Raw genomic sequence first — 22,777 nt, 5'->3', positions numbered from 1 at the left:
ATCGCCCAGGGCGTCGAGATCTTCACGCCGGCCGAATGCGAGAACTACTTCGCCGCCGCCGGATATGACTGCGATTGATCGGAAAATGCTCTAGCGGTTGGCGCGCGGACCGAAGATCAGCCAGGCCACGAAGCCGAAGACCGGGAAGATCAGCAGCGCCACGATCCACAGCGCCTTGGCGAGGGTCGAGGCGTGACTCTGGGCGATCTGGAGAATCGCCCAGACGCAGATCAGCAGCAGGATCAGGCCGAAAAGGCCGACTTCCAAGCCCATCGCGAGTCTCCCCTGGGACGCTGGCTCCTCGAGTCGCCGTCAGCTTCCGGCTTCCGGCACGGCCGGTCAAGGGGCGGACGGACGGGGACCGGCCATCGGGTCGCCAGCCGCTCTGCGGGCAAGACGCTTTTGCCCGCGCGCCCCCTGGCCGATCGGGGGGGCGGCGTCCTATCTTAGCGGCATGGCAGGCAGCACAGAGCTTCTCGACGTCACGGCCGCGGGCGGCAGCGTCGCGCCGATCGAGGCATCGACGCCCTTCGGCATCGTCTCCGACTACGTGCCGGCCGGCGATCAGCCGCAGGCGATCCGCGAGCTGACCGGAGGCCTGCAGCAGGGCGAGCGCGACCAGGTGCTGCTCGGCGTCACCGGCTCGGGCAAGACCTTCACCATGGCGCACGTCATGGAGCGGCTGCAGCGCCCGACGCTGATCCTGGCGCCGAACAAGACCCTGGCCGCCCAGCTCTACGCCGAGATGAAGTCCTTCTTCCCGGACAACGCGGTCGAGTATTTCGTCTCCTACTACGACTACTACCAGCCCGAGGCCTACGTCCCGCGCACCGACACCTACGTCGAGAAGGAATCCTCGATCAACGAGCAGATCGACCGGATGCGCCACTCGGCGACCCGCGCCCTGTTCGAGCGGCGCGACACGGTGATCGTCGCCTCGGTCTCCTGCATCTACGGCATCGGCTCGCCCGAGACCTACCAGTCGATGGTCGTCACCCTCCGGACCGGCCAGACACTGGACCGCAAGCAGCTTCTGAAGTCCTTCGGCGAGCTGCAGTACAAGCGCAACGACGTGGCCTTCCAGCGCGGCACCTACCGGGTGCGCGGCGACACCGTCGAGATCTTCCCGGCGCACTACGAGGACCGCGCCTGGCGCATCTCGCTGTTCGGCGACGAGCTGGAGGCGCTGCACGAGTTCGACCCGCTGACCGGCGAGAAGACCGCGACCCTGGAGGCGGTCAAGATCTACGCGAACAGCCACTACGTGACGCCGCGGCCAACGCTGCTCCAGGCGATCCAGCAGATCAAGCGCGACCTCAAGCTGCGCCTCGACGAGTTCGTCGCCGCCGGCAAGCTGCTCGAGGCCGAGCGGCTGCAGCAGCGCACGACCTTCGACCTGGAGATGATGGAGGCGACCGGCTCCTGCGCCGGCATCGAGAACTACTCGCGCTACCTCTCGGGCCGCCAGCCCGGCGAGCCGCCGCCGACGCTGTTCGAGTACCTGCCCGACGACGCCCTGCTGATCGTCGACGAGAGCCACGTCACCGTCCCGCAGCTCAACGGCATGTACAAGGGCGACTACGCGCGCAAGTCGACCCTCTCCGAGTACGGCTTCCGCCTGCCCTCCTGCATCGACAACCGCCCGCTCAAGTTCGAGGAGTGGGAGCTGATGCGGCCGCAGACGGTCTACGTCTCGGCGACGCCGGGCCGCTGGGAGCTGGAGCGCACCGGCGGCGTGTTCACCGAGCAGGTGATCCGCCCGACCGGCCTGATCGACCCGCCCTGCGAGATCCGCCCGACCGAGCAGCAGGTCGACGACGTCATCGCCGAGTGCAAGGCGACCATCGGCTGCGGCTACCGCGCCCTGGTCACGACCCTGACCAAGCGCATGGCCGAGGACCTAACCGAGTACCTGCACGAGGCCGGGCTCAAGGTCCGCTACATCCACTCCGACGTCGACACGCTGGAGCGCATCGAGATCATCCGCGACCTCCGGCTCGGCGTGTTCGACGTGCTGGTCGGCATCAATCTGCTGCGCGAGGGGCTGGACATCCCGGAATGCGCGCTGGTCTGCATCCTGGATGCGGACAAGGAGGGCTACCTGCGCTCCGAGACCTCGCTGATCCAGACCATCGGCCGCGCCGCGCGCAACGTCGACGGCAAGGTGCTGCTCTACGCCGACAAGATGACCGACAGCCTGAAGGCGGCACTGGGCGAGACCGAGCGGCGCCGCGAGAAGCAGCGCGCCTACAACCTGGAGCACGGCATCACGCCGCAGACCATCAAGAAGCAGATCGCCGACATCCTGCAGTCGGTCTACGAGCGCGACCATGTCACGGTCGGCACCGGCCAGGAGGAGCAGCACCTGGTCGGCCACAACCTGCAGGTCCACATCGAGCACCTCGAGAAGCAGATGCGCGACGCCGCCGCGAACCTGGAGTTCGAGGAGGCGGCGCGGCTGCGCGACGAGATCCGCCGGCTGGAGTCGGCCTCGCTGGAGATCCCGCACCGGGCGGTCTGGGACGGCACCGGCGACATCGGCGCCGGCGGCAAGCGCGCCAAGCAGGGCCTGGGTCGCGGCGGCCAGATCATGAAGACCGACCCCGACTCCTTCGCCAAGGCGATCGCCGGCGCCGACGCCCTCTCGAAGAGCCGACCCGCCGGGCGGGCGGGCGCCAAGACCGGCAGGCCGCGCCGGCGCCGCGGCCCCTGAGGCCGGCTGGCCGGGCCGGCAAGAGGCGGCGGAGGAGGCCGCACAGCAAGTGTCCCGGCATCAGCCGGCGCCGAGCCGCGAGGGCCGGGGCACCGGGCGTGACGCGGCTCCCGGCCGGCCGGAGCCGACAGGCGGCGGCGCCCCACTTGACCGCTTCGCAAGCGAAGGGTACGGCGAAGACCGGCGCGGCCGGGCCGAAGGCGATCGGCTTGTCCGGCCCGGCCATGGCGCTGCTCCGAGGCCGTCGCGGGTGACCGGGAGCCCGTTCCGCGCTCCGGCGCCCGGTCGATCGGAGCCTCGTCCCCGAGGACGACGGTCCGGGACGCGGCCGGGAGCGGGGGTGGTTTGCGGCACGGGCTTACCCATTTGTGACTTGGCGAGAAACAACGAGGAGTACGGCCATGGCCGACACGGCCGCCAGGAAACCCGTCGACACCAGCCACCTGACGCCGCAGCAGTTCAAGGTCACCCAGAAGCACCGCACCGAGCCGGCCTTCACCGGGGCGTACTGGAACGAGAAGCGGCCCGGCACCTATGTCTGCGTGGTCTGCGGCGAGCCGCTGTTCTCCTCGGCGCACAAGTTCGACAGCGGCACCGGCTGGCCGTCCTTCTGGCAGCCGATCGCGCCGGAGGCGGTCGAGCAGAACCGCAGCTTCCTCTTCGCCCGCGCCGAGGTGCACTGCGCCGCCTGCGGCGCCCACCAGGGCCACGTCTTTCCCGACGGCCCGAAGCCGACCCGGCAGCGCTACTGCATCAACTCCGCGGCCCTGAGGCTGGTCCCGGACGCGGCCTCGGTCGGGGCCGCGGGCGCTGCCGCCAGCGAGACGAGCGACGCCGCCAGGCTCGGCGGCTGACGCCGCCATAGCAGCCTCCATGCTCTGGATCGCCGTCCTCTCGGCCCTCGGCGGCCTGTTGCTGCTCGCCCTCGGCGGCGAGCTGCTGGTGCGCGGCGCGGTCGGCCTCGCCAGGCGCCTCGGCCTGTCGAACCTGCTGATCGCGCTGACCGTCGTCGCCTTCGCGACCTCGATGCCGGAGCTGGTCGTCACGGTCGCCGCGGCGCTGTCCGACAAGCCCGACCTCGGCCTCGGCAACATCGTCGGCTCGAACATCACCAACAGCCTGCTGATCGTCGGCGCCGCGGGCCTGATCGCGGCCCTGCCGCCGGCCGCCGGGCTCAGCCGACGCGACGCCCCCTCGCTGCTCGGCGTCACCCTGCTGTTCCTGCTGCTCGCCTTCTTCACGGCGCCGCTGGCCTGGCCGCAGGGCCTGCTGCTGCTCGGGCTGATGGGCGTCTACCTGGTCGGCTGCTATCGCCAGGAGTGCCGGGTGCCCGACGGCGACGCCGTCAACGAGGTCGCGGAGCTGAGCGAGGAGGCGCCGGCGCGCCTCGACGCCGCCCTCGGCCTGACCGCGCTCGGCTGCGCCGCGCTCGCCTTCGGCGCCCAGCTGCTGGTCGACGGCTCGATCGACCTGGCCCGGGCGGCCGGCATCTCCGACGCCGCGATCGGCCTCACCCTGGTCGCCTTCGGCACCTCGCTGCCGGAGCTCGCGACCTCGATCACCGCCGCGCTGCGGCGCCACCCCGACGTCGTGCTCGGCAACGTCATCGGCTCCAACCTGTTCAACCTGCTGGCCATCGGCGGCGTGCTCTGCCTGCCCGGCAAGGTGCCGATCGCCGCGGAGTTCCGGCGCTTCGACCTCTGGGTGCTGGCCGGCTGCACGGTCGTGCTGGTGCTGCTGCTGCGCCGCGGGCGGCCGATCGGCCGGGTCGCCAGCCTGCTGCTGATCCTGGCCTACGCCGGCTTCCTCTGGGCCCAGTTCGGCGACGAGGCGCGCCTCGCCGCCGCCGTCGCCGGGCACTGAGCCGGCGCCCCGTTTCGGCTTGCATCCGTCGGGCGCCCCTGCCACCTGAAGCGTCATGCCCCACGCAGCCCATCCCGATTCCCTGCCTACCGCCGCCCTGGTGACCGGTGCGGCCAGGCGGATCGGCCGCGCCCTGGCCCTGTCGCTGGCGGAGGCCGGCTTCGCCGTCGCCGTGCACTACAACGGCTCGGCCGAGGCGGCCGAGGAGGTCGTGCGGCTGATCGGCCGCGGCGGCGGCCGCGCCGTCGCGCTCCAGGCCGACCTCGCCGAGGAGGCCCAGGCCGCCCGCCTGCTGCCGGCGGCGGTCGAGGCGCTCGGCCCGCTCGGCGTGCTGGTCAACAACGCCTCGACCTTCGAGCGCGACGAATGGCACGACGCGACGCGCGAGTCCTGGGACCACCACCTGGAGCCGAACCTGCGCGCGCCCTTCGTGCTGTCCCAGGCCTTCGCCCGCCAGCTGCCCGAGGATGCGGGCGGGCTGATCGTCAACCTGCTCGACCAGCGGGTCTGGAACCTGACCCCGCACTTCGTCAGCTACACCGTCAGCAAGGCGGCGCTCTGGACCCTGACCCGGAGCTTGGCGCTGGCCCTGGCGCCGCGCATCCGGGTCAACGGCATCGGCCCGGGCCCGGCCCTGCCGAGCCCGCGCCAGAGCGACGCGCAGTTCACCCGCCAGGCCGCCTCGACGCCGCTCGGCCGCGGCACCGATCCCGAGGAGATCTGCCGGACGCTGCGTTTCCTGCTTGAAGCCCGCTCGATGACCGGGCAAATGATCGCACTCGACGGCGGGCAGCACCTCAACTGGAGTCCGGCGAGCGGACCGCCCGTCGAGGAGTGAAGGACACCCGAAGGCCCGGCCGTCGGGGCCACGGCAACGGGCGGGAGGAGCCAGTGGACGACGCCCGCATCGAGCCCGTCCGAGGAGAGGCCGAACGGGAGGCGCGCCAGACCGGCGGCGACAGCCTGACGCTGATCGTCCGCGATCTCGACGTCACCTGCCTGATCGGCGTCTACGACCGCGAGCGCGGCAAGCCGCAGCGGCTGCGCATCAACATGGAGGCCGCGGTGCGGCCGCCCTCGGCCTACGACGACGACTTCGCGAAGGTCGTCGACTATTCGGCCGTGCTCAAGCGGATCCGCGCGGCGATCGACGACAGCCGGGTGTTCCTGCTGGAGACCCTGGCCGACCAGATCATGCAGCTCTGCTTCGCCGAGCCGCGCGTGCTGGCCGTCAAGGTGCGGATCGAGAAGCTCGACCGCTACGCCGACTTGGCCGGCCTCGGCATCGAGTTGGAGCGACGTCGGCCGGGCAGCTGAGCCGATCCCGACAGGGCCCGCCGAACGGCTCGCCGCCGGGGCAGCGGGACATTACAAAGGCCCACCTGAATCATGGACTTATACTCCTTTCCGGAGGCCGATCCGGGGCTCACGTAAATGACTTGTACACACAGGCCGCGGGGCCGTCCGGAAGCCCGGACTGTCAAGGCGCAAAACCGCAAGATGACGTTTTCTTTGCGATTGACAGGGGAAATACAGCCTAAAAACAAAGGCTTAGAGTTTTGCCTACTTTTTGGGCAAAGAGGAGAAAGCCTTGGATCTCTGCGGCCGGTGGCCTCGCGTCAACGGCATGCCCACAGCCTTATCCACAGGAATGGTGGAAACCGTCGGCGGGCCTCGCGAGCGCAGCCGGACGCGGTATCCGAGCCCTCCGTCGACCCCCGCGTGCACAGCTTCGACGCTGTCGCGCGCCATTGTTGCGCTGACTGAAGCGCCGGACAGCGAGACCGCAGCGATGGCAGCCAAACACCCCCGCGGCAGACGCCACGACCCGACCGGCGGCGGCAAGCGCGCGCCGCAGACTCCGGCGGAGCTGGCGACCTATGCCGAGTCGGCCGAGCCGGTGCTGCGCAGCCTGCGCGAGGGCGACGATCCGGCGGCGCTGTTCGTGCCCGCCGGTCCCGAGACGGCCCCCACCGCTCCGTCCCCCGCCGATCCTTCCCCCGCCGACCCGTCCCTGGGGGCCGAGGCCGCGCCCGGGCGCCTGGCCGAGGGCGTCGAGGCGATCGCCGCCGCCGTGCGCAGCCTGCCGTCGAGCCCCGGCGTCTACCGCATGCTCGACGCCAAGGGCGAGGCGCTCTACGTCGGCAAGGCGCGCAACCTGAAGAAGCGCGTCTACACCTACACCCAGCTCGCCAAGCTGCCGATCCGGCTGCAGCGCATGGTGGCGGAGACCGTCGCCCTCGAAATCGTGCGGACGCGCAGCGAGGTCGAGGCGCTGCTGCTCGAGAGCAATCTGATCAAGCGCCTGATGCCGCGCTTCAACGTGCTGCTGCGCGACGACAAGTCCTTTCCCTACATCCTGATCACCGGCAACCACGACTACCCGCAGATCCGCAAGCATCGCGGCGCCCAGGACGAGCAGGGCAGCTACTTCGGGCCCTTCGCCTCGGCCGGCGCGGTCAACCGCACGGTGACAGCCCTGGAGAAGGCCTTCCTGCTGCGCAGCTGCTCCGACGCGGTCTTCGCCCAGCGCACCCGGCCCTGCCTGATGTACCAGATCAAGCGCTGCTCGGCGCCCTGCGTCGACCGCATCGACAAGCCCGGCTACGACCGCCTGGTCGCCGAGGCGCGCGCCTTCCTGACCGGGCGCAGCCAGGACTTCCAGGAGGAGATGGCCAGGGCCATGCAGGAGGCCGCCGGGCGGCTCGACTTCGAGCAGGCCGCCCGCTACCGCGACCGCCTGCGCGCCCTCGCCCACATCCAGTCGAGCCAGGGCATCAACGTCGAGGGCGTCGAGGACGCCGACGTCGTCGCGGCGCACCAGGAGGGCGGCCAGACCTGCATCCAGGTCTTCTTCTTCCGGGTCGGCCGCAACTACGGCAACCGCGCCTACTTCCCGAGCCACGACCGCCAGATGGAGCTCGACGAGGTGCTCTCCGCCTTCCTGGCACAGTTCTACAACAACAAGCCGGTGCCGCGCCTGATCCTGACCAGCCACAAGCCGGCCGAGGCCGAGCTGCTGGCCGAGGCGCTGAGCAGCAAGGCGGGCCGCAAGGTCGAGCTCGCGGCCCCGCAGCGCGGCGACAAGCTGAAGCTGGTCGAGGCGGCGCTCGACAACGCCCGCGACGCCCTGGCCCGGCGCATGGCGGAATCGAGCGCCCAGGCCAGGCTGCTGCAGGGCCTGGCCGACCGGCTCGGGCTCGACCGCACGCCCGAGCGCATCGAGGTCTACGACAACTCGCACATCCAGGGCGCCAATCCCTACGGCGCGATGATCGTCGCGGGCCCCGAGGGCCTGCGCAAGAGCGCCTACCGCAAGTTCGCGATCCGCAACACCGAGGCCGGGCGCAGCAGCGACGACTACGCGATGATGCGCGAGGTGCTGACCCGGCGCTTCTCGCGCGCCCAGCGCGAGGACCCGGAGCGCACGGAAGGCCAGTGGCCGGACCTGGTGCTGATCGACGGCGGCCGCGGCCAGCTGCAGGTCGCCCTCGAGGTGCTGGCCGAGCTCGGCATCGACGACCTCGACGTCGCCGCCGTCGCCAAGGGCCCGGACCGCGACGCCGGGCGCGAGCGCATCTTCCTGCCCGACCGGCCGCCGCTGCTGCTCGAGCCGCGCGACCCCGTGCTCTACTTCATCCAGCGGCTGCGCGACGAGGCGCACCGCTTCGTCATCGGCACGCACCGCGCCGGCCGCACCAAGGCGCGCCTGACCTCGGCGCTCGACGAGATCCCGGGCATCGGCGCCAAGCGCAAGAAGGCGCTGCTGCTGCACTTCGGCTCGGCGCGCGGCGTCGAGCGTGCCAGCCTCGCCGACCTGGAGAAGGTCGAGGGCATCTCCGGCACCGTCGCCAAGAAGATCCACGACTGGTTCCGCCGCGGCTGAGCGGCAGCCTCTGTCCGCCACACGAGGTCGGGGATTGCGCCGTCACATCCCTCGACAAGCTCGGGATGATTTGGCCCCTCCAGACCGTCATCCCCGCGGAGGCGGGGATCCAGAGCGCAGGCTCGGAGCAGGCCACCCTGGATCCCCGCCTCCGCGGGGATGACGGATCAGGGAAGCACATCCGGGCGCAAACGCCTTCCCCGGTCGCGCCAGCCATGCAACCGCAACGCAAAAGCCGCTAGAGTGCCGCCATGCTGACCAGCCTGCCGAACCTCCTGACCCTGGCGCGGATCGTCGTGATCCCCCTGGTCGTCGCCCTGCTCTACCTGGAGGGTCCGACGCCGCACTGGATCGCCTTCGGCCTCTTCTCCGCCGCCTGCATCACCGACTTCTTCGACGGCTGGCTGGCCCGGCGCCTGAACGTCGTGACGCCGCTCGGCCGCTTCCTCGATCCGATCGCCGACAAGCTGCTGGTCGTCGCGATCCTGGTCATGCTGGTCGCCGGCGGCGAGATCGCCGGCGTCTCGGTGATCGCCGCGCTGGCGATCCTGGCCCGCGAGATCCTGGTCTCCGGCCTGCGCGAGTACCTGGCCGAGCTCAGGGTCGGCATGCCGGTGAGCAAGCTGGCGAAGTGGAAGACCACGGTGCAGATGGCGGCCCTGGCCGTGCTGCTGGTCGCCCCCGCCCTGCCCGGCCTGCCGCTGCTGCTGGCGCTCGGCGAGGCGCTGCTCTGGCTGGCGGCCCTGCTGACCGTGGTCACCGGCTGGGACTACGTGACCCGCGGCCTCAAGCACATGACGGCTCGTTGAGACGGCGAAGCGGCCTTGACGCCTGGGGGGCCGCCGGGCCTTTCTAGCGGGACAAGCGGACGAACGGGCGGACGACGGTTCCATGAAGGTTTTCGGGCTCGCCGGCTGGAGCGGCAGCGGCAAGACGACCCTGACGGTCCGGCTGATCCCGGCGCTGAAGCGCCGCGGGCTCAGCGTCTCGACGATCAAGCACGCCCACCACGCCTTCGACGTCGACCAGCCCGGCAAGGACTCCTACGAGCATCGCCAGGCCGGCGCCGAGGAGGTGCTGGTCAGCTCGGCCAACCGCTGGGCGCTGATGCACGAGCACCGCGGCGCGCCGGAGCCGACGCTGGCCGAGCTGCTCGGCAGGCTCGCCCCGGTCGACCTGGTGCTGGTCGAGGGCTTCAAGCAGGAGGCGCTGCCGAAGCTGGAGGTCTGGCGCCGCGCGGTCGGCAAGCCGCTGCGCGCGCCCGAGGATCCCCAGGTCGTCGCGGTCGCCTCCGACGGCCCGGTGCCGGAGACCGACCGGCCGGTGCTGCCGCTCGACGACGTCGAGGCGATCGCCGACTTCGTCGTCGAGACCTGCGGGCTCGCCGGGAAGGTCGCCTCGGGAAAGGAGCGGGGAGCCGCCTGATGGCCCAGCTCAGCGACGACTGCTTCGCCCACGGCGGCAAGCTGATGACCGTCGAGGAGGCGCTGGCGCTGATCGAGGCGCGCACGGCGCGGGTAACCGGCGAGGAGACGGTGGCGCTCGACGCCGCGCTCGGCCGCGTGCTGGCCGAGGACCTGGTCGCGGCCTTCTCGGTGCCGGCCCACGACAACTCCGCGGTTGACGGCTATGCGGTCTATTTCGACGATCTCGACCCCGAGGCCGAGACGCGCCTGCCGATCCGCGGCCGGGCCGCCGCCGGCCATCCCCTGGCCGGGCCTCAGGCGCGCGGCACCGCCGTGCGCATCTTCACCGGCGCCGCCATGCCCGCCGGCCTCGACGGCGAGGCGCCCGACACCGTGATGATGCAGGAGGACTGCCGCCTGGAGGGCGACACGGTGGTGATCGCGCCGGGCATCAGGCGCGGCTCGAACCGCCGCCTGGCCGGCGAGGACATCCGCCAGGGCGAGACCGTGCTGGCCGCCGGCCGGCGCCTCAGGCCCCAGGACCTCGGCCAGGCCGCTGCGATCGGCCGCCGGGAGCTCGCGGTCGCCGGGCGCCTGCGCGTCGCGCTCTTCTCGACCGGCGACGAGCTGCGCGAGCCGGGCAGCCCGCTGCCGCCGGGCTGCATCTACGATTCCAACCGCCACACCCTGGGCGGCCTGCTGCGCGGGCTCGGCTGCGCGGTCACCGACCTCGGCATCCTGGAGGACCGCGAGCCGGCGGTCCGCGCCGCCCTGGCCGAGGCCGCCGGCAGCCACGACCTGGTGATCACCTCGGGCGGCGTCTCGGTCGGCGAGGAGGACCACGTCAAGGCGGCGGTCGAGGCGCTGGGGCGCCTCCACGCCTGGCGCCTCGCGATCAAGCCGGGCCGGCCGATCGCGCTCGGCCAGGTCGGGCGGGTGCCCCTCGTCGGGCTGCCCGGCAACCCGGTCGCGGTGGTCGTGACCTTCGTCACCTTCGTGCGCCCGCTGATCCTGCGCCTCGCCGGCGCCGCGCCCGAGCCGACGCCCGGCTTCGCGGTGACCGCCGGCTTCGCCCACAGGAAGAAGCGGGACCGCCGCGAGTGGCTGCGCGCCTCGCTGGACAGCGAGGACGGCCGCCTGGTGGCGCGCAAGTTCCCGCGCGACGGCGCCGGCATCCTGTCCTCGATCGTCGAGAGCGACGGGCTGGTCGAGCTGCCCGAGGACTTGACCCGGCTGGAGCCCGGCACCACCGTGAGGTTCCTGCCCTTCAGCGCGCTGATGAGCTGAGGCGAGGCGAGGATCGGATGGCACGACTGCTCTATTTCGCCTGGCTGAAGAGCCATACCGGCACGGCCGAGGAGGAGGTCGCGCTGCCGCAGGAGGTGACCACCGTCGCCGAGCTGCTGGCCTGGCTGCCGAGCCGCGGGCCCGGCTACGCCAAGGCCCTGGAGAATCCGAAGCTGATCCGGGTCGCGGTCAACCAGGAGTACGCCAGGCCCGGCGACCCGGTCGCGGCCGGCGACGAGATCGCGCTCTTCCCGCCGGTGACGGGAGGCTGAGATGCCCCGGAGGGCGCCATGACGGTCCGGGTGCAGCGCGAGGCCTTCGACCTCGGCCGCGAGCTCGATGCCCTGAGCGCCGGCAACCATGCGATCGGCGGCCTCGCCTCCTTCGTCGGCCTGGTCCGCGACGTCGCCCCGCCAGGGGGCGAGGGCGCGGCGCTCGCCGCCATGACCCTGGAGCACTATCCGGGCATGACCGAGAAGATGCTCGAGCGCATCGAGGCCGAGGCCAACCGGCGCTGGGAGCTGGAGGCCAGCCTGATCGTCCACCGCTACGGCCGCATGGAGCCGGGCGAGCCGATCGTGCTGGTCGCCTGCGCCAGCGCGCACCGCCAGGCTGCCCTGGAGGCCTGCCAGTTCCTGATCGACTGGCTGAAGACCAAGGCGCCCTTCTGGAAGGTCGAGGAGAGCGACGGCGGCGAAGGCCGCTGGGTCGAGGCGCGCGACAGCGACGAGGCCGCCGCGGCCCGCTGGAGCGAGGACGGCCCGAAGGCCGCCGAGTAGCAGCGAGCGGCCGCTTCCCGACCGTCACGTAGCGACGCGCCGCCGCGTCGTCCTACTGCCTTGGACGACAGGCGTCGGCGCCGGCAGGGAGGAAGGACCATGGCGGACCAGAGCTATCGTCAGACGGGACTGGTGCTGCAGCGCGGCGGCACGGCGAGCCCGCAGCAGGTGCGCGACCTGCAGCGCGACCTGCGCGCCCTCGGCTACCTCTACAAGGACATCGACGGCATCTTCGGCTCGGGCACCGAGGCGGCGCTGCAGGCGCTGAGCCACGACCTGCTGCACAACGACGGCAGCGGCAGCGACGGCCCGGCGCCGATCGCGGTCCGGGACTACAACCGCGGCCGCGTCGCGACGGTGACCGGCGCCTGCGACGAGGCCTTCGCCGCCTGCATCGGCGACCTGCTCGACGAGCCCGCCTTCGGCCGGGTGCCGGCTGCGGAGAACGCCGCCGAGGCCAACGCGGCGCTGCTCGAGGAGCTGAGCGGCGAGCGCTCCGAGGTCGCGCCGATGCCCTTCCAGCTCGGCATCTTCGAGCAGGAGAGCGGCGGCAAGCACTATCGGGAGCCGAGCGGCGGCAACGAGGACAACTTCGTCGTCGTCGGTCTCGACCGCAACGACTCGGCGGCCTCCGAGGCCGTGACCTCGCGCGGCTACGGCATCGGCCAGTACACCTTCTTCCACCACCCGCCGAGCCGCGACGAGATCGCCGGCCGCGTCGACAGCCCGAGCGGCAACGTCGAGGCCGCGAGGAGCGAGCTGCGCGCCAAGTTCGACGGCTTCGTCAACGGCTCGACCAGCGGCACGCGGGCCGACGACCGCATCGCCGAAGTCGGCACGGGGCCGCTGCGGCTCTGCAGGTATCCGGCGGGCGATGCGCGCTACATGAGCGACTGCCTGACCTGCCTGCGCCAGGCCGGCGCCGTCGACATCCGGGAGGGCGAGCCGGTCTACGAGGGCTCGACGACGCTCTGGGCGCCGACCCAGTACTACGCCTCGGCGAGCTACAGCGGCGTGCCGCGGCGCGCGGCCGTCGGCTGCGACTGGCCCTATGCCGTGCGCCGCTACAACGGCTCCGGCATCAACTCATACCACTACCAGGCGCGGGTGCTGCTGCACATGCTGCAGCAGGGTTGAGGCCGGCCGCCGCCGGTGCCTGCCGGCGGCGGCCAGGCCCTCGGTCGTTCAGGCGGCGCTGGTCGCCGCGGCGGCCGCCTTCTTGTGCGAGCGCTTGACCATCGCGTCGTAGGCCTCGACCAGGTTCAGCGTGACCTCGCCCGGCGTGAAGCGATACTCGCCGATCTCGCGCACCGGCGTGACCTCGGCGGCCGTGCCGGTGATGAAGACCTCCTGGGTGTGGCCGAGCTCTTCCGGCAGGATCGAGCGCTCGATCACCTCGTAGCCGTGCTCGCGGGCGAGCTCCATGACCGTGCGCCGGGTGATGCCGTTCAGGAAGCAGTCCGGCGTCGGCGTGTGGATCTTGCCGTCCTGCACCAGGAACACGTTGGCGCCGGTCGCCTCGGCGATCTGGCCGCGCCAGTCGAGCATCAGGGCGTCGTTGTAGCCCTGGTTCTCGGCGGCGTGCTTCGACAGCGTGCAGATCATGTAGAGGCCGGCGGCCTTGGAGTGCACCGGCGCGGTCTTCGGATCGGGCCGGCGGTAGGGCGCGAACATCATGCGGATGCCCTGCATGCGCGCCTCCGGCGAGTAGTAGGCCGGCCACTCCCAGGTCGCGATCGCCAGGTGGATCGCGTTCTTCTGGGCCGAGACGCCCATCATCTCGCTGCCGCGCCAGGCGATCGGCCGGACGTAGCCGTCGACGATGTTGTTGGCCGCGAGCAGCTCGTCGGTCGCCCGGTCGATCTGCTCGACCGACCAGGGGATCGTGAAGCCGAGGATGCGCGCGGACTCGTGCAGTCGCTCGTGGTGCTCGGTCATCTTGAAGACCGTGCCGTTGTAGGCGCGCTCGCCCTCGAACACGGCACTCGCGTAGTGCAGGCCGTGGCTGAGCACGTGGAGTTTGGCCTCACGCCAGGGGACGAACTGGCCATCCAGCCAGATCAGTCCGTCGCGATCGTCGAAAGGAAGCATGGAAATGGCGGGTCCTCCGGCCCTATAAGTCCTTGCATCGTCTGGCCTGTCCCGGCCAGGGACGCGTTCGGTGAAGCTACGTGGTCGGATCGGGCGAGACCAGGAAACTCCGCGGTTCGTTGCGGAGAACCGACCGGGTTTGTAACTTTCTGTCCGATCCTCTCCGAGGAACGTAATGACCTTAGCGAATTAAGTCAACATGACTGACATAAAAACTGCCGCGAACCCGCTTTTCCTGCGCGAGGAGGAGCTGCGCCAGGGCATCGAGATGCTGTTCTTCGCCTACCGCGACTTCACGGCGGAGCCGGACAGAATCCTCGCCGAGTACGACTACGGGCGCGCCCACCACCGGGTCATCTACTTCGTCGGCCGCAACCCGGGCCTGGCGGTCAGCGAGCTCCTGGAGATCCTGCAGATCACCAAGCAGAGCCTCAGCCGGGTGCTCGGCCAGCTGGTCCGCGAGGGCTTCGTGCAGCAGAAGGCCGGGACCCAGGACCGGCGCCGGCGCCACCTGCACCTGACGCCGCGCGGCTACGAGCTGGAGCGCCGCCTGACCGAGACCCAGGCAGGCCGCTTCGCCCGAGCCTACCGCGCCGCCGGCGCCGAGGCGGTCGAGGGCTTCCGCACGGTCATGCTGGGCCTGATCAACGAGCGCGACCGCGCCCGCTTCGAGGGCCGCGGCGGCGAGCGGCCGGGCGTGCGGGCCCCGCGCGGCGACTGAGCAGCGGCTGGCGGACCGGCGACGGGAGGGCAAGCCGATGGCGATGAGCGAGAGCCCGACCACCGGACGGCGCACGGCCGACGAGAGCGCCGTCCACATCCTGGTCGTCGACGACGACACGCGGCTGCGCGAGCTGCTGAAGCGCTTCCTCAGCGAGCGCGGCTACCTGGTGCTCGAGGCCGCCGACGCCGCCGAGGCACGGGCCCGGCTGGCCGCCTTCGACGTCGACCTGATCGTCCTCGACATCATGATGCCCGGCGAGAGCGGCCTGGAGCTGACCCAGGCGCTGCGCCGCGACAAGCAGGTGCCGATCCTGCTGCTGACCGCCATGGACGAGGTCGAGAGTCGCATCGCCGGCTTCGAGAGCGGTGCCGACGACTACCTCTCGAAGCCCTTCGAGCCGCGCGAGCTGCTGCTGCGCATCCAGGCGATCCTGCGCCGCACCGCGGCCATGCCGGCGGCCGAGCCGCCGCGTCCCCAGAGCCTGCGCTTCGGGCGCTTCGTCTTCGACCTGACCCGCGAGGAGCTGCGCGAGGAGCGCATCGACGGCCACCGCTTCGTGCGCCTGACCGCCGCGGAGACCGTGCTGCTGGCAGCGCTGGCCCGCCGGCCCGGTGTGGCGATCGGCCGCGAGGCGCTGGCCGCCGAGAGCCCCGACATCGGCAACCAGCGGACGATCGACGTGCAGATGACCCGGCTGCGCCGCAAGATCGAGGACGATCCCAAGTACCCGCGCTACCTGCAGACGGTGCGCGGCATCGGCTACGCGCTGATTCCCGACTGATGGACAGGCCCTGGCCCGCCTTCCGGCCGACCCTGCCGTCCTGGATGCCGTGGCCGGGACGTCGGGCGAAGCACGCGCAGCAGCGCAGCGCCCCGGCGGCCGGCGGCGACGAGGCAGCGGAGACAGCGATGCCGACGGGCCGCGACAGCCTGCGCGACGAGATGGAGCGGGGGGCCGACCGGGGTGGCGACCGGCTCGGCGAGGCGACCGGCCTGGCCGCCGACCTGCTGACCCTCAGGCCGCCGCGCTCCTGGCCGCGCCGCATGCTGCCGCGCAGCCTGCTCGGCCGCTCGCTGCTGATCATCCTGCTGCCGCTCGTGCTGCTGCAGGTGATCTCGACCTGGATCTTCTACGACCGCCACTACGACACCATCACCCGGCGCCTGTCGCAGTACCTGGCCGGCGACGTCGGCGCCGTCGTGCAGATGATCCGCGAGGCCGACGACGCCAACCAGCTGCAGGACGTCTACGAGTTCGCCTGGCGCCGCCTGTGGCTGCGCGTCCGCCTGCTCGACACCGACACCCTCAGCCAGCCGTCGCGGCCCTGGATCCCCTCGATCCTCGACAAGAAGCTGACCGACGCCCTGGCCGAACGCCTCGACCTGCCCTTCGTCATCGACACCCACAGCCTGCCGCGCGACGTCTGGATCGAGGTCGACCTCGGCAACAAGATCCTCTACGTGCTGGTGCCGCGCGAGCGGCTGTTCAGCGAGACCTCCTACATCTTCATCATGTGGATGGTCGGCACCTCGATCATCCTGGCCGTGGTCGCGCTGCTGTTCATGCGCAACCAGGTCAAGCCGATCCGCCGCCTCGCCCAGGTCTCCGAGATGTTCGGCAAGGGCGTCGACGTCAGCGACTTCAAGCCCGAGGGCGCGACCGAGGTCCGCCAGGCCTCGATCGCCTTCCTGCGCATGCGCGAGCGCATCCGCCGCCAGATCGAGCAGCGCACGACCATGCTGGCCGGCGTCAGCCACGACCTGCGCACGCCGCTGACCCGCATGAAGCTGGAGCTCGCCCTGCTCGGCGAGGGCGGCGAGGTCGAGGCGCTGAAGCACGACGTCACCCAGATGGAGCGGATGATCGAGGGCTACCTCGCCTTCGCCCGCGGCGAGGGCACCGAGCAGCCGCGCCCGCTCGACCTGGGCGACCTGCTGCGCCAGGTCGCCGAGCAGGCGCGCCGCGAGGGCGCCAGCGTCGACCTGCACATCGAGGAGCGCCTGCCGGCCGTGCTGCGCCGCGAGGCCATGCGCCGCTGCCTCGCCAACCTGATCAACAACGCCCAGCGCTACGGCGGCCAGGTCACCGTGACCGCCGGCCGGCGCCGCGAGGGCATCGAGATCCTGGTCGACGACGACGGCCCCGGCATCCCGCCGGAGCAGCGCGAGGAGGTCTTCAAGCCCTTCTTCCGGCTCGAGCGCTCGCGCAATCCCGAGACCGGCGGCACCGGCCTGGGCCTGACCATCGCACGCGACGTGGTGCGCAGCCACGGCGGCGACCTGACCCTCGACCAGGCGCCGGCCGGCGGCCTGCGCGCCCGGATCTGGCTGCCGCAGTAGCGGGCCGCGCCGGGGGAGCGACGCCCCCGCCCGGCGGGGAAAACGCGGGCCAGATCTGCAAGGAACGCAGGGTGGGCACGCCGCAATCGCGCTGCTCCCCCGGCCCGGAACGGCGGAATCATCGCGCCTCGAAGGACGGTGCGGGCGCGGATGCGTCGCGCTCCGGTCCGGCGGCACAGGCCGCCGGCCGCCCTGAAGGGCCCGGTCCTCGGGTGGAGTCCCGACCGAACATGCTGCTCCTTACCGGCGTGCTGCTGCTCTGCGGTTCGCTGATCGCGCTCGTCTGGGCCTACGAGGTCAACCGGCGGCCGGCGATGCCGCGCTGGGGACGGGTCGAGCTGCTGTGGGAGATCCTGCTGGCCAGCGTCATCGGCGTCGCCATGATCGGCTCGCTGCTGGTGCTGAAGTACATCCTGCACGTCCACCGCGCCGGCTCGATCGACGCGGTCCAGGTCATCGCCTCGCTGGCGGCGATCGGTGCCACCATCGCGCTGTGCTGGTACCTGCTGCGGCCGCTCAGGGCCCTGCGGGTCATCGACGGCGGGCTGGGCGAGCCGGTCGCCACCGGCGGCAGGCCGGCCGCCAGGCGCGGCCACGCCCCGCGCAAGGCCGCCTGACCGGGCAGCCGCGCGGCGCCGCGGCACCCGTTCCGAGCGAAGGATGCCGGCGGCGGCTGGACTCGGCCGCCGCCGCTTCCTATGATTCGCTGCGTGGGCAACGGCGCCCCGCGGCAGGAAGCGACCGATGTATCGCGACAACTCCCTGATGCCGAGCGAGGCGGTGCGCCTGCTGGCGCTCGGCCTGCTGGCGACGCGCGCGCGCAACTACGGCGCGCTGGCGAGCGAGGTGCGGCACTTCATCGGCCATCTGGTCGGGCCATCGCTCGAGCTCGTCGCCCAGCCGCTCGAGCTGCTCAAGGTCGAGGGCCTGTGCAAGCCGCAGGATTCGCAGCTCGCCGCCGAGGAGCAGGAGCTGCGCATCACCAGGACCGGCGAGCAGGAGCTGCACCGCCTGCTCGCCTCGAACGTCCGCGCCCAGGTCAACGACCTCAGCAAGCTGATCGTCGCGATCAAGATCCGCTTCCTGCACCTGCTGCCGGAAGCCGAGCGCGAGGCCCAGGTCGAGATGCTGCTCGAGCTGTTCGAGCGCGAGCTGCTGCGCCTGATCGAGCTGCGCCACGAGCACGAGGACGGCGCCAGCGAGCTGGCCGGCTGGCTCGACCTGGAGATCGCCCAGACCCGCGCCCGCCTCGCCTGGTTCGACGAGCTGCGCGGCCGGATCGGCGGGACCGGGAGCGAGGCCTGACCGGCGGCCGCCTCAGAGCGGCCAGACCAGCAGAATCGCCGGCACGGCGACGAGGCAGATCAGCAGCTCCAGCGGCAGCCCCATCCTCCAGTAGTCGCCGAAGCGGTAGCCGCCCGGTCCCAGGATCAGGGCGTTGTTCTGGTGCCCGACCGGGGTCAGGAAGGCGCAGGAGGCGCCGACGGCGACGGCCATCAGGAAGGCGTCGGGATTGACCTTCAGGCGCTCGGCCAGCGCGATGCCGATCGGCGCCATGACGATCGCCGTCGCCGCGTTGTTGAGCACGTCCGACAGGGTCATGGTGACGACCAGCACCAGCACCAGGACCAGCCAGGGCGGCCAGTCCGCGCCCAGGGCCAGGATCGCGCCGGCGATCGTATCGGTGGCGCCGGTGCTCTGCAGGGCCGCGCCGACCGGCATCAGCGAGCCGAGCAGCACGATGACCGGCCAGTCGATGCCCTCGTAGAGCCGGCTCGGCGCGACCAGGCCGGCGGCCGCCATGGCCGCGATCGCGACCCCCAGGGTGACGGCGATCGGCGCCAGGCCGAGGCTGGCCGCCACCACGGCCGCGGCGAAGAGACCGACGACCCAGGGCCCCTTCTCCTTGAGCCCGAAGGTCAGGCCGCGCCCGGCGAGCGGCAGCAGGCCGAGCTGCAGCTGGGCCTCGTCGAGGTCGCCGGGCTCGCCGTGCAGCAGCAGCACGTCGCCGGCCTCGAAGCGGAAATCCCGGACCCGGCCGCGGAACGCCCGGCCCTGCCGCGACACGCCGAGCAGGTTGACCCGGTAGCGCGCGACGAAGCGCAGCTGGGCGGCGCTGCGCCCGATGCAGCGGCTGCCGACCTGGATCAGCGCCTCGCGCAGCTCGGTCTCCTCGCCCTTCAGCAGGCCAGCCTTGCCCTTGCCGGCCCCGAGCTTCAGGCCGAGCTCGCCGACGGCCTTGTCGATCGCCTCCGGGCTGCCCTCGAGCAGCAGGTGGTCCGAGGCGCCGATGTCGGCCGAGCGGGGCACCGGCGCCAGATGCCTGCCGCGACGCAGCCGGCCGACGACCTGCAGCTCGCTGTCGCCGAGCTTCTCGTAGAGCTGCTGCAGCGTGAGGCCGGCGGCGGCGCTGTCCTTCGGCACCAGGACCTCGGCGAGGTAGCTCTCGATGTCGAACAGGCCGGCCTCGGCGGCCGCGCCGTCCTGCCGCGCCGGCACCAGGCGCCAGCCGAGCAGCGCGATGAAGAGCACGCCGACCAGGGCAACGGCGCCGCCGACCGGGGTGAAGTCGAACATCGCGAAGGGCGCGTCGAGGTATTGCGCGCGGATGCCCGAGACGATCAGGTTCGGCGGCGTGCCGATCAGGGTCAGCAGGCCGCCGAGGATCGTCGCGAAGGACAGCGGCATCAGCAGCGCCGCGACCGGGCGCTCGGCCTTCTTCGCGGTGTCGATGGCCATCGGCATGAGCAGCGCCAGGGTGCCGACGTTGTTCATGAAGCCGGACAGCAGCGAGCCGATGCCGGCCAGGATGCCGACGTGGCTGCTGGTGCGCCGGGCGAAGGGCAGCACGGCGCGCGCCAGGGCCTCGGTGGCGCCGGTGTCGGCCAGGATGCGCGAGGCGACCAGCACCAGCGCGACGGTGATCGTCGCCGGATGGCCGAAGCCGCCGAAGGCGGCGCCCGGCGAGACCAGGCCGAGCAGCACGGCGGCGAGCAGCGTGCCGAAGGCGACGATGTCGTAGCGGATCCGGCCCCAGACCAGCAGCCCGACCAGCAGGGCCAGCAGGCCGAAGAGCAGAAGCTGGTCGCCCGGCAGCGGGAGGTCGGGCAGGCTGTCAGGCAGGCTCACGGCAGCCTCGCGTCAGGCGCCCCCGGCGGCGCGCTAGAACAGGTGCTGACCGCCGGTCACGAACACCTCGGTGCCGGTGACGTAGCCGAAGTCCGGCGTGCACAGCTGGTAGACGGCGCCGGCGACCTCCTCCGGCGTGCCCATGCGGCGCATCGGGATGCGCGGGATCAGCGCCTCGTACTCGGGCCCGATCATCGCCGTCTCGATCTCGCCCGGGGCGACCGCGTTGACCCGCACCCCGAACTCGGCGAACTCGACCGCCATCTCGCGGGTCAGCGCCGAGAGCGCGGCCTTCGAGGTCGAATAGGCCGAGCCGGCGAAGGGGTGGATCGCATGGCCGGCGATCGAGGTGATGTTGACGACCGAGCCCTGGCCGCGGCGCAGGGAGATGGCGAAGCCGCGGGCCAGGGCCAGCGGCGCGAAGAAGTTCAGCTCGAAGACCCGTCGCCAGCCCTCGATCTCGCCGTTCAGGATCCCCAGGCGCTCCTTGTAGGGCGTCTTGGGCGAGATCGCCGCGTTGTTGACCAGGGCATGCACCGGCTGCTCGCCGATGATCTCGTTGGCCTGGGCGACGAAGTCCTGGACGCCGGCCGGATCGGCGAGGTCGACCGTGATGTGGTGGGTCCAGTTCGGGTCGGCCTTGCAGTGCGGCGGGATGCCCTCGCGCGAACAGGTGATGATGCGCCAGCCCTCGTCGGAGAAGCGCTGCACCGTGGCATGGCCGATCCCCCGGCTGGCGCCGGTCAGGATCACCGTCTTCTCGTTGGCTCGGGCGAGGTCGTCGGACATGGCTGGATCTGGGTCGGCGGTCATCGCGCGGCACTCTAGCCGATCCGCGCGCGGCCGTCGCGCCCGCCGAGAGTCGTTCGCAGCGACCCGACGCCGCTGTCCGGCGGCGGCCCGATTCAGCGCGGCAGGGGATGCAGCTGCGCCGACCGCACCGCCCTGACCTGGAAGGTGATGAGGTCGCCGTCCGGCTCGCGGATCGAGACGTACTCGCCGACGACGAAGCTGTGCTCGCCGAAGCGGAAGCCGGACTCGTCGACGTCCTGGACGCCCTCGACATCGTAGTGGAAGGCCCAGGACCCGCCGCGGGTGTGCACCAGGCGGCCGAACTCGTCGTCCTCGCCGTTCCAGAAGCGCCAGACCCGGCACTCCTCGCGTCGATTCCGGTACTCCTCGACGTCGATGTGGCCCTCGTCATCGAGCGGCGCGATGAATTCGTAGCCGTGCCGATCGCTGCCGGACGGATGCTCGGGATCGCGGGCCAGTTCCAGACGGATGTTCTTCAGGCTCATGAGCTCGTCTTCGCCAATGTCTGTTTGTCGGTCTTCTGCTTCCCGAGGGTCGCGGCAAGGGCCGGATGGGTGCGGACGAAGTGCCTCAGCACCATGCGCAGCTTCCAGGCGTGCGCCTCGTCGCCGCGCGCTTCGGCGGCCTCGATATCGTCGAGAATCATCCGCTTGAGGCAGGGCCCGCCCTCGGGGCAGCCGACCAGGTACTGCGCCATCTCGACCGCGACGATCTCGGGCACGTGCTCGTGCTCCATGATCGCCTCGATCTCCTCCTCGCTGAGGTCGCAGAGCGCGATGCAGTCTTCAAGGGTCAACATGGCTTTTCCCTCCCCGAAAGGGGCGGCCGGCGGCCCGCGGGGCGGGACGCCGGCGACCGGGCTAGTGGGCCAGCAGGACCGGAACCTCGGTGTTGGTCAGGACGTCGCGGGTCGCACCGCCGAGCACGAACTCGCGCAGCCGGCTATGGCCATAGGCCCCCATCACCAGCAGCTCGGCGCCGAGCTCCGAGGCCTGGGAGATCAGTTCGTTGCCGGCATGGCGCTGCGCCTCGACGCGCTTGGACCGGGCCTCGACGCCGTGCAGCACCAGGTAGTCGGCCAGGCGCGCCGGGTCCGGCGCCTGGCCGCCGCTCGACTCGGCGACCGACAGCACGGTCACCGATTCGGCCTCGACCAGCAGCGGCAGCGCGGCGGCCGCGGCACGGGTCGACTCGCGGGTCGCGTTCCAGGCGATCGCGACCTTGCGCGCCATCAGGCTCTGGTGGCTCGGCGGCACGACCAACACCGGCCGTCCGGTCTCGAACAGCCCGGCCTCGAGCGCCGGCGCGTAGGCACCGTCCTGGCCCGGGTCCGGCCGCGCCACGACGATCAGGTCGGCGAGCAGGCCGCGCGCCGCGGTCTCGCTGTCCTCGCGTCCGACCAGGCTGCGCCAGACCGGGCGGAAGCCGCCGGCCAGCGGCTTGTCGCCGGCGTCGGTGGGCGCCAGGTCGACCGAGCGGCAGGCGTCCTCGTAGAAGCGGCGCGCCCGCTCGGCATTGGTCTTGGCGCTCTCCTCCAGCTCGCGCGCGACGTCGTCGATCAGGGCGCCCGACATGCCCTCGCCGACCAGCGGCAGCGACAGGTTCGGGTCCGGCCTGACGTGCAGCACCTCGAGGTAGGCGTCGAAGCGACGTCCCAGCGCGAAGGCAGCCTGCAGGGGCGCGTTGCTGGCGGGCGAGCCGTCCAGAACGGCGAGAATCGAACGGTAGGTCATCGACAGGCTCCTA

24 protein-coding genes are annotated in these 22,777 nt (G+C 71.7%); 17 read left to right on the top strand and 7 right to left on the bottom strand.

Going from position 1 to position 22,777, the window contains the following annotated elements:
* Window positions 1–90 precede the first annotated feature (90 nt).
* Window positions 91–273 carry a PLD nuclease N-terminal domain-containing protein gene (locus tag B9O00_RS22830; RefSeq protein ID WP_085125051.1) on the bottom strand — a complete coding sequence of 61 codons (183 nt, stop codon included), beginning with the start codon at window positions 271–273 and terminating at the stop codon, window positions 91–93.
* Between the two features lie 181 nt (window positions 274–454).
* On the opposite strand from B9O00_RS22830, the gene uvrB reads away from it, so the two are divergent.
* The 12 genes from uvrB to B9O00_RS22770 all read left to right on the top strand — a co-directional run bounded on the left by uvrB (window position 455) and on the right by B9O00_RS22770 (window position 13,071).
* Entirely contained in the window at window positions 455–2,713 is a 2,259-nt protein-coding gene (gene uvrB, locus B9O00_RS22825; RefSeq protein ID WP_085125050.1) for an excinuclease ABC subunit UvrB, read from the top strand.
* A gap of 401 nt (window positions 2,714–3,114) precedes the next feature.
* Entirely contained in the window at window positions 3,115–3,567 is a 453-nt protein-coding gene (gene msrB, locus B9O00_RS22820; protein ID WP_085125049.1) for a peptide-methionine (R)-S-oxide reductase MsrB, read from the top strand.
* Between the two features lie 19 nt (window positions 3,568–3,586).
* Window positions 3,587–4,576, top strand: a complete 990-nt coding sequence (locus B9O00_RS22815; RefSeq protein ID WP_085125048.1) for a calcium/sodium antiporter — start codon at window positions 3,587–3,589, stop codon at window positions 4,574–4,576.
* Window positions 4,577–4,631: 55 nt separating this feature from the next.
* On the top strand, window positions 4,632–5,414 hold the full coding sequence (locus B9O00_RS22810) for an SDR family oxidoreductase (protein ID WP_085125047.1): 783 nt from the start codon (window positions 4,632–4,634) through the stop codon (window positions 5,412–5,414).
* Window positions 5,415–5,467: 53 nt separating this feature from the next.
* Window positions 5,468–5,893, top strand: a complete 426-nt coding sequence (locus B9O00_RS22805; protein WP_159460298.1) for a dihydroneopterin aldolase — start codon at window positions 5,468–5,470, stop codon at window positions 5,891–5,893.
* Between the two features lie 475 nt (window positions 5,894–6,368).
* The gene (uvrC, locus tag B9O00_RS22800; protein WP_085125045.1) at window positions 6,369–8,462 is read left to right on the top strand and encodes an excinuclease ABC subunit UvrC; all 2,094 of its coding nucleotides are present in this window, start codon (window positions 6,369–6,371) and stop codon (window positions 8,460–8,462) included.
* 251 nt (window positions 8,463–8,713) lie between these two features.
* Entirely contained in the window at window positions 8,714–9,271 is a 558-nt protein-coding gene (pgsA, locus tag B9O00_RS22795; RefSeq protein WP_085125044.1) for a CDP-diacylglycerol--glycerol-3-phosphate 3-phosphatidyltransferase, read from the top strand.
* A gap of 82 nt (window positions 9,272–9,353) precedes the next feature.
* Window positions 9,354–9,887, top strand: a complete 534-nt coding sequence (gene mobB, locus B9O00_RS22790; protein ID WP_085125043.1) for a molybdopterin-guanine dinucleotide biosynthesis protein B — start codon at window positions 9,354–9,356, stop codon at window positions 9,885–9,887.
* Complete coding sequence (locus tag B9O00_RS22785; RefSeq protein ID WP_085125042.1) at window positions 9,887–11,155, top strand: molybdopterin molybdotransferase MoeA; 1,269 nt, start codon at window positions 9,887–9,889, stop codon at window positions 11,153–11,155. The genes mobB and B9O00_RS22785 overlap by 1 nt, the downstream gene beginning before the upstream one ends.
* Window positions 11,156–11,172: 17 nt before the next feature.
* Window positions 11,173–11,427, top strand: a complete 255-nt coding sequence (moaD, locus tag B9O00_RS22780) for a molybdopterin converting factor subunit 1 (RefSeq protein ID WP_085125041.1) — start codon at window positions 11,173–11,175, stop codon at window positions 11,425–11,427.
* A gap of 18 nt (window positions 11,428–11,445) precedes the next feature.
* Window positions 11,446–11,934 (top strand): molybdenum cofactor biosynthesis protein MoaE, encoded by a 489-nt coding sequence (locus B9O00_RS22775; RefSeq protein ID WP_085125040.1) that lies wholly within the window; start codon window positions 11,446–11,448, stop codon window positions 11,932–11,934.
* Window positions 11,935–12,033: 99 nt separating this feature from the next.
* Window positions 12,034–13,071, top strand: coding sequence for a peptidoglycan-binding domain-containing protein (locus B9O00_RS22770; RefSeq protein ID WP_085125039.1), 1,038 nt, complete (start codon window positions 12,034–12,036; stop codon window positions 13,069–13,071).
* Window positions 13,072–13,119: 48 nt separating this feature from the next.
* On the opposite strand, the gene B9O00_RS22765 is transcribed toward B9O00_RS22770, so the two are convergent.
* Window positions 13,120–14,031 carry a branched-chain amino acid aminotransferase gene (locus tag B9O00_RS22765; protein ID WP_085125038.1) on the bottom strand — a complete coding sequence of 304 codons (912 nt, stop codon included), beginning with the start codon at window positions 14,029–14,031 and terminating at the stop codon, window positions 13,120–13,122.
* 193 nt (window positions 14,032–14,224) lie between these two features.
* Here B9O00_RS22765 and B9O00_RS22760 point away from each other — a divergent pair, with 193 nt between their 5' ends.
* The 5 genes from B9O00_RS22760 to B9O00_RS22740 all read left to right on the top strand — a co-directional run bounded on the left by B9O00_RS22760 (window position 14,225) and on the right by B9O00_RS22740 (window position 18,394).
* Window positions 14,225–14,746, top strand: a complete 522-nt coding sequence (locus B9O00_RS22760; RefSeq protein WP_085125037.1) for a MarR family winged helix-turn-helix transcriptional regulator — start codon at window positions 14,225–14,227, stop codon at window positions 14,744–14,746.
* A 37-nt stretch (window positions 14,747–14,783) separates the two neighbouring features.
* Window positions 14,784–15,530, top strand: a complete 747-nt coding sequence (locus B9O00_RS22755; RefSeq protein WP_322111213.1) for a response regulator — start codon at window positions 14,784–14,786, stop codon at window positions 15,528–15,530.
* 128 nt (window positions 15,531–15,658) lie between these two features.
* Window positions 15,659–17,089 (top strand): ATP-binding protein, encoded by a 1,431-nt coding sequence (locus B9O00_RS22750; protein WP_218822911.1) that lies wholly within the window; start codon window positions 15,659–15,661, stop codon window positions 17,087–17,089.
* A 230-nt stretch (window positions 17,090–17,319) separates the two neighbouring features.
* Window positions 17,320–17,706: a hypothetical protein gene (locus B9O00_RS22745; protein ID WP_085125036.1), complete on the top strand. Its 387-nt coding sequence runs from the start codon at window positions 17,320–17,322 to the stop codon at window positions 17,704–17,706.
* A gap of 127 nt (window positions 17,707–17,833) precedes the next feature.
* Window positions 17,834–18,394 carry a hypothetical protein gene (locus B9O00_RS22740; protein WP_085125035.1) on the top strand — a complete coding sequence of 187 codons (561 nt, stop codon included), beginning with the start codon at window positions 17,834–17,836 and terminating at the stop codon, window positions 18,392–18,394.
* A 12-nt stretch (window positions 18,395–18,406) separates the two neighbouring features.
* Here the strand turns inward: B9O00_RS22740 and B9O00_RS22735 are convergent, their stop codons facing one another.
* The 5 genes from B9O00_RS22735 to B9O00_RS22715 form a co-directional block, all read right to left on the bottom strand.
* Window positions 18,407–20,218 (bottom strand): SLC13 family permease, encoded by a 1,812-nt coding sequence (locus B9O00_RS22735; RefSeq protein WP_235017178.1) that lies wholly within the window; start codon window positions 20,216–20,218, stop codon window positions 18,407–18,409.
* Window positions 20,219–20,251: 33 nt separating this feature from the next.
* On the bottom strand, window positions 20,252–21,007 hold the full coding sequence (locus B9O00_RS22730; protein WP_085125034.1) for an SDR family NAD(P)-dependent oxidoreductase: 756 nt from the start codon (window positions 21,005–21,007) through the stop codon (window positions 20,252–20,254).
* Window positions 21,008–21,123: 116 nt separating this feature from the next.
* Window positions 21,124–21,516, bottom strand: a complete 393-nt coding sequence (locus B9O00_RS22725) for a hypothetical protein (RefSeq protein WP_085125033.1) — start codon at window positions 21,514–21,516, stop codon at window positions 21,124–21,126.
* Window positions 21,513–21,830, bottom strand: coding sequence for a hypothetical protein (locus B9O00_RS22720; RefSeq protein WP_085125032.1), 318 nt, complete (start codon window positions 21,828–21,830; stop codon window positions 21,513–21,515). The genes B9O00_RS22725 and B9O00_RS22720 overlap by 4 nt, the downstream gene beginning before the upstream one ends.
* A gap of 61 nt (window positions 21,831–21,891) precedes the next feature.
* Entirely contained in the window at window positions 21,892–22,764 is an 873-nt protein-coding gene (locus B9O00_RS22715; protein ID WP_159460297.1) for a universal stress protein, read from the bottom strand.
* Between the last annotated feature and the right edge of the window lie 13 nt (window positions 22,765–22,777).

The sequence above is a fragment of the Tistlia consotensis USBA 355 genome (genome assembly GCF_900177295.1).
Lineage (GTDB): Bacteria > Pseudomonadota > Alphaproteobacteria > Kiloniellales > DSM-21159 > Tistlia > Tistlia consotensis.
Note: the sequence above shows the minus strand (reverse complement) of the source record. Positions and strands in the feature narration are given on the sequence as shown.

Bases quoted from the DNA above. Each gene is read 5' to 3' on its own strand.
- uvrB (WP_085125050.1), top strand. From the start codon at position 455: ATGGCAGGCAGCACAGAGCTTCTCGACGTCACGGCCGCGGGCGGCAGC.
- msrB (WP_085125049.1), top strand. From the start codon at position 3,115: ATGGCCGACACGGCCGCCAGGAAACCCGTCGACACCAGCCACCTGACG.
- uvrC (WP_085125045.1), top strand. From the start codon at position 6,369: ATGGCAGCCAAACACCCCCGCGGCAGACGCCACGACCCGACCGGCGGC.
- B9O00_RS22815 (WP_085125048.1), top strand. From the start codon at position 3,587: ATGCTCTGGATCGCCGTCCTCTCGGCCCTCGGCGGCCTGTTGCTGCTC.
- pgsA (WP_085125044.1), top strand. From the start codon at position 8,714: ATGCTGACCAGCCTGCCGAACCTCCTGACCCTGGCGCGGATCGTCGTG.
- B9O00_RS22770 (WP_085125039.1), top strand. From the start codon at position 12,034: ATGGCGGACCAGAGCTATCGTCAGACGGGACTGGTGCTGCAGCGCGGC.
- moaD (WP_085125041.1), top strand. From the start codon at position 11,173: ATGGCACGACTGCTCTATTTCGCCTGGCTGAAGAGCCATACCGGCACG.
- B9O00_RS22715 (WP_159460297.1), bottom strand. From the start codon at position 22,764: ATGACCTACCGTTCGATTCTCGCCGTTCTGGACGGCTCGCCCGCCAGC.
- B9O00_RS22745 (WP_085125036.1), top strand. From the start codon at position 17,320: ATGCTGCTCCTTACCGGCGTGCTGCTGCTCTGCGGTTCGCTGATCGCG.
- B9O00_RS22725 (WP_085125033.1), bottom strand. From the start codon at position 21,516: ATGAGCCTGAAGAACATCCGTCTGGAACTGGCCCGCGATCCCGAGCAT.
- B9O00_RS22810 (WP_085125047.1), top strand. From the start codon at position 4,632: ATGCCCCACGCAGCCCATCCCGATTCCCTGCCTACCGCCGCCCTGGTG.
- B9O00_RS22775 (WP_085125040.1), top strand. From the start codon at position 11,446: ATGACGGTCCGGGTGCAGCGCGAGGCCTTCGACCTCGGCCGCGAGCTC.
- B9O00_RS22785 (WP_085125042.1), top strand. From the start codon at position 9,887: ATGGCCCAGCTCAGCGACGACTGCTTCGCCCACGGCGGCAAGCTGATG.
- B9O00_RS22830 (WP_085125051.1), bottom strand. From the start codon at position 273: ATGGGCTTGGAAGTCGGCCTTTTCGGCCTGATCCTGCTGCTGATCTGC.
- B9O00_RS22720 (WP_085125032.1), bottom strand. From the start codon at position 21,830: ATGTTGACCCTTGAAGACTGCATCGCGCTCTGCGACCTCAGCGAGGAG.
- B9O00_RS22730 (WP_085125034.1), bottom strand. From the start codon at position 21,007: ATGTCCGACGACCTCGCCCGAGCCAACGAGAAGACGGTGATCCTGACC.
- B9O00_RS22760 (WP_085125037.1), top strand. From the start codon at position 14,225: ATGACTGACATAAAAACTGCCGCGAACCCGCTTTTCCTGCGCGAGGAG.
- mobB (WP_085125043.1), top strand. From the start codon at position 9,354: ATGAAGGTTTTCGGGCTCGCCGGCTGGAGCGGCAGCGGCAAGACGACC.
- B9O00_RS22740 (WP_085125035.1), top strand. From the start codon at position 17,834: ATGTATCGCGACAACTCCCTGATGCCGAGCGAGGCGGTGCGCCTGCTG.
- B9O00_RS22750 (WP_218822911.1), top strand. From the start codon at position 15,659: ATGCCGACGGGCCGCGACAGCCTGCGCGACGAGATGGAGCGGGGGGCC.
- B9O00_RS22755 (WP_322111213.1), top strand. From the start codon at position 14,784: ATGGCGATGAGCGAGAGCCCGACCACCGGACGGCGCACGGCCGACGAG.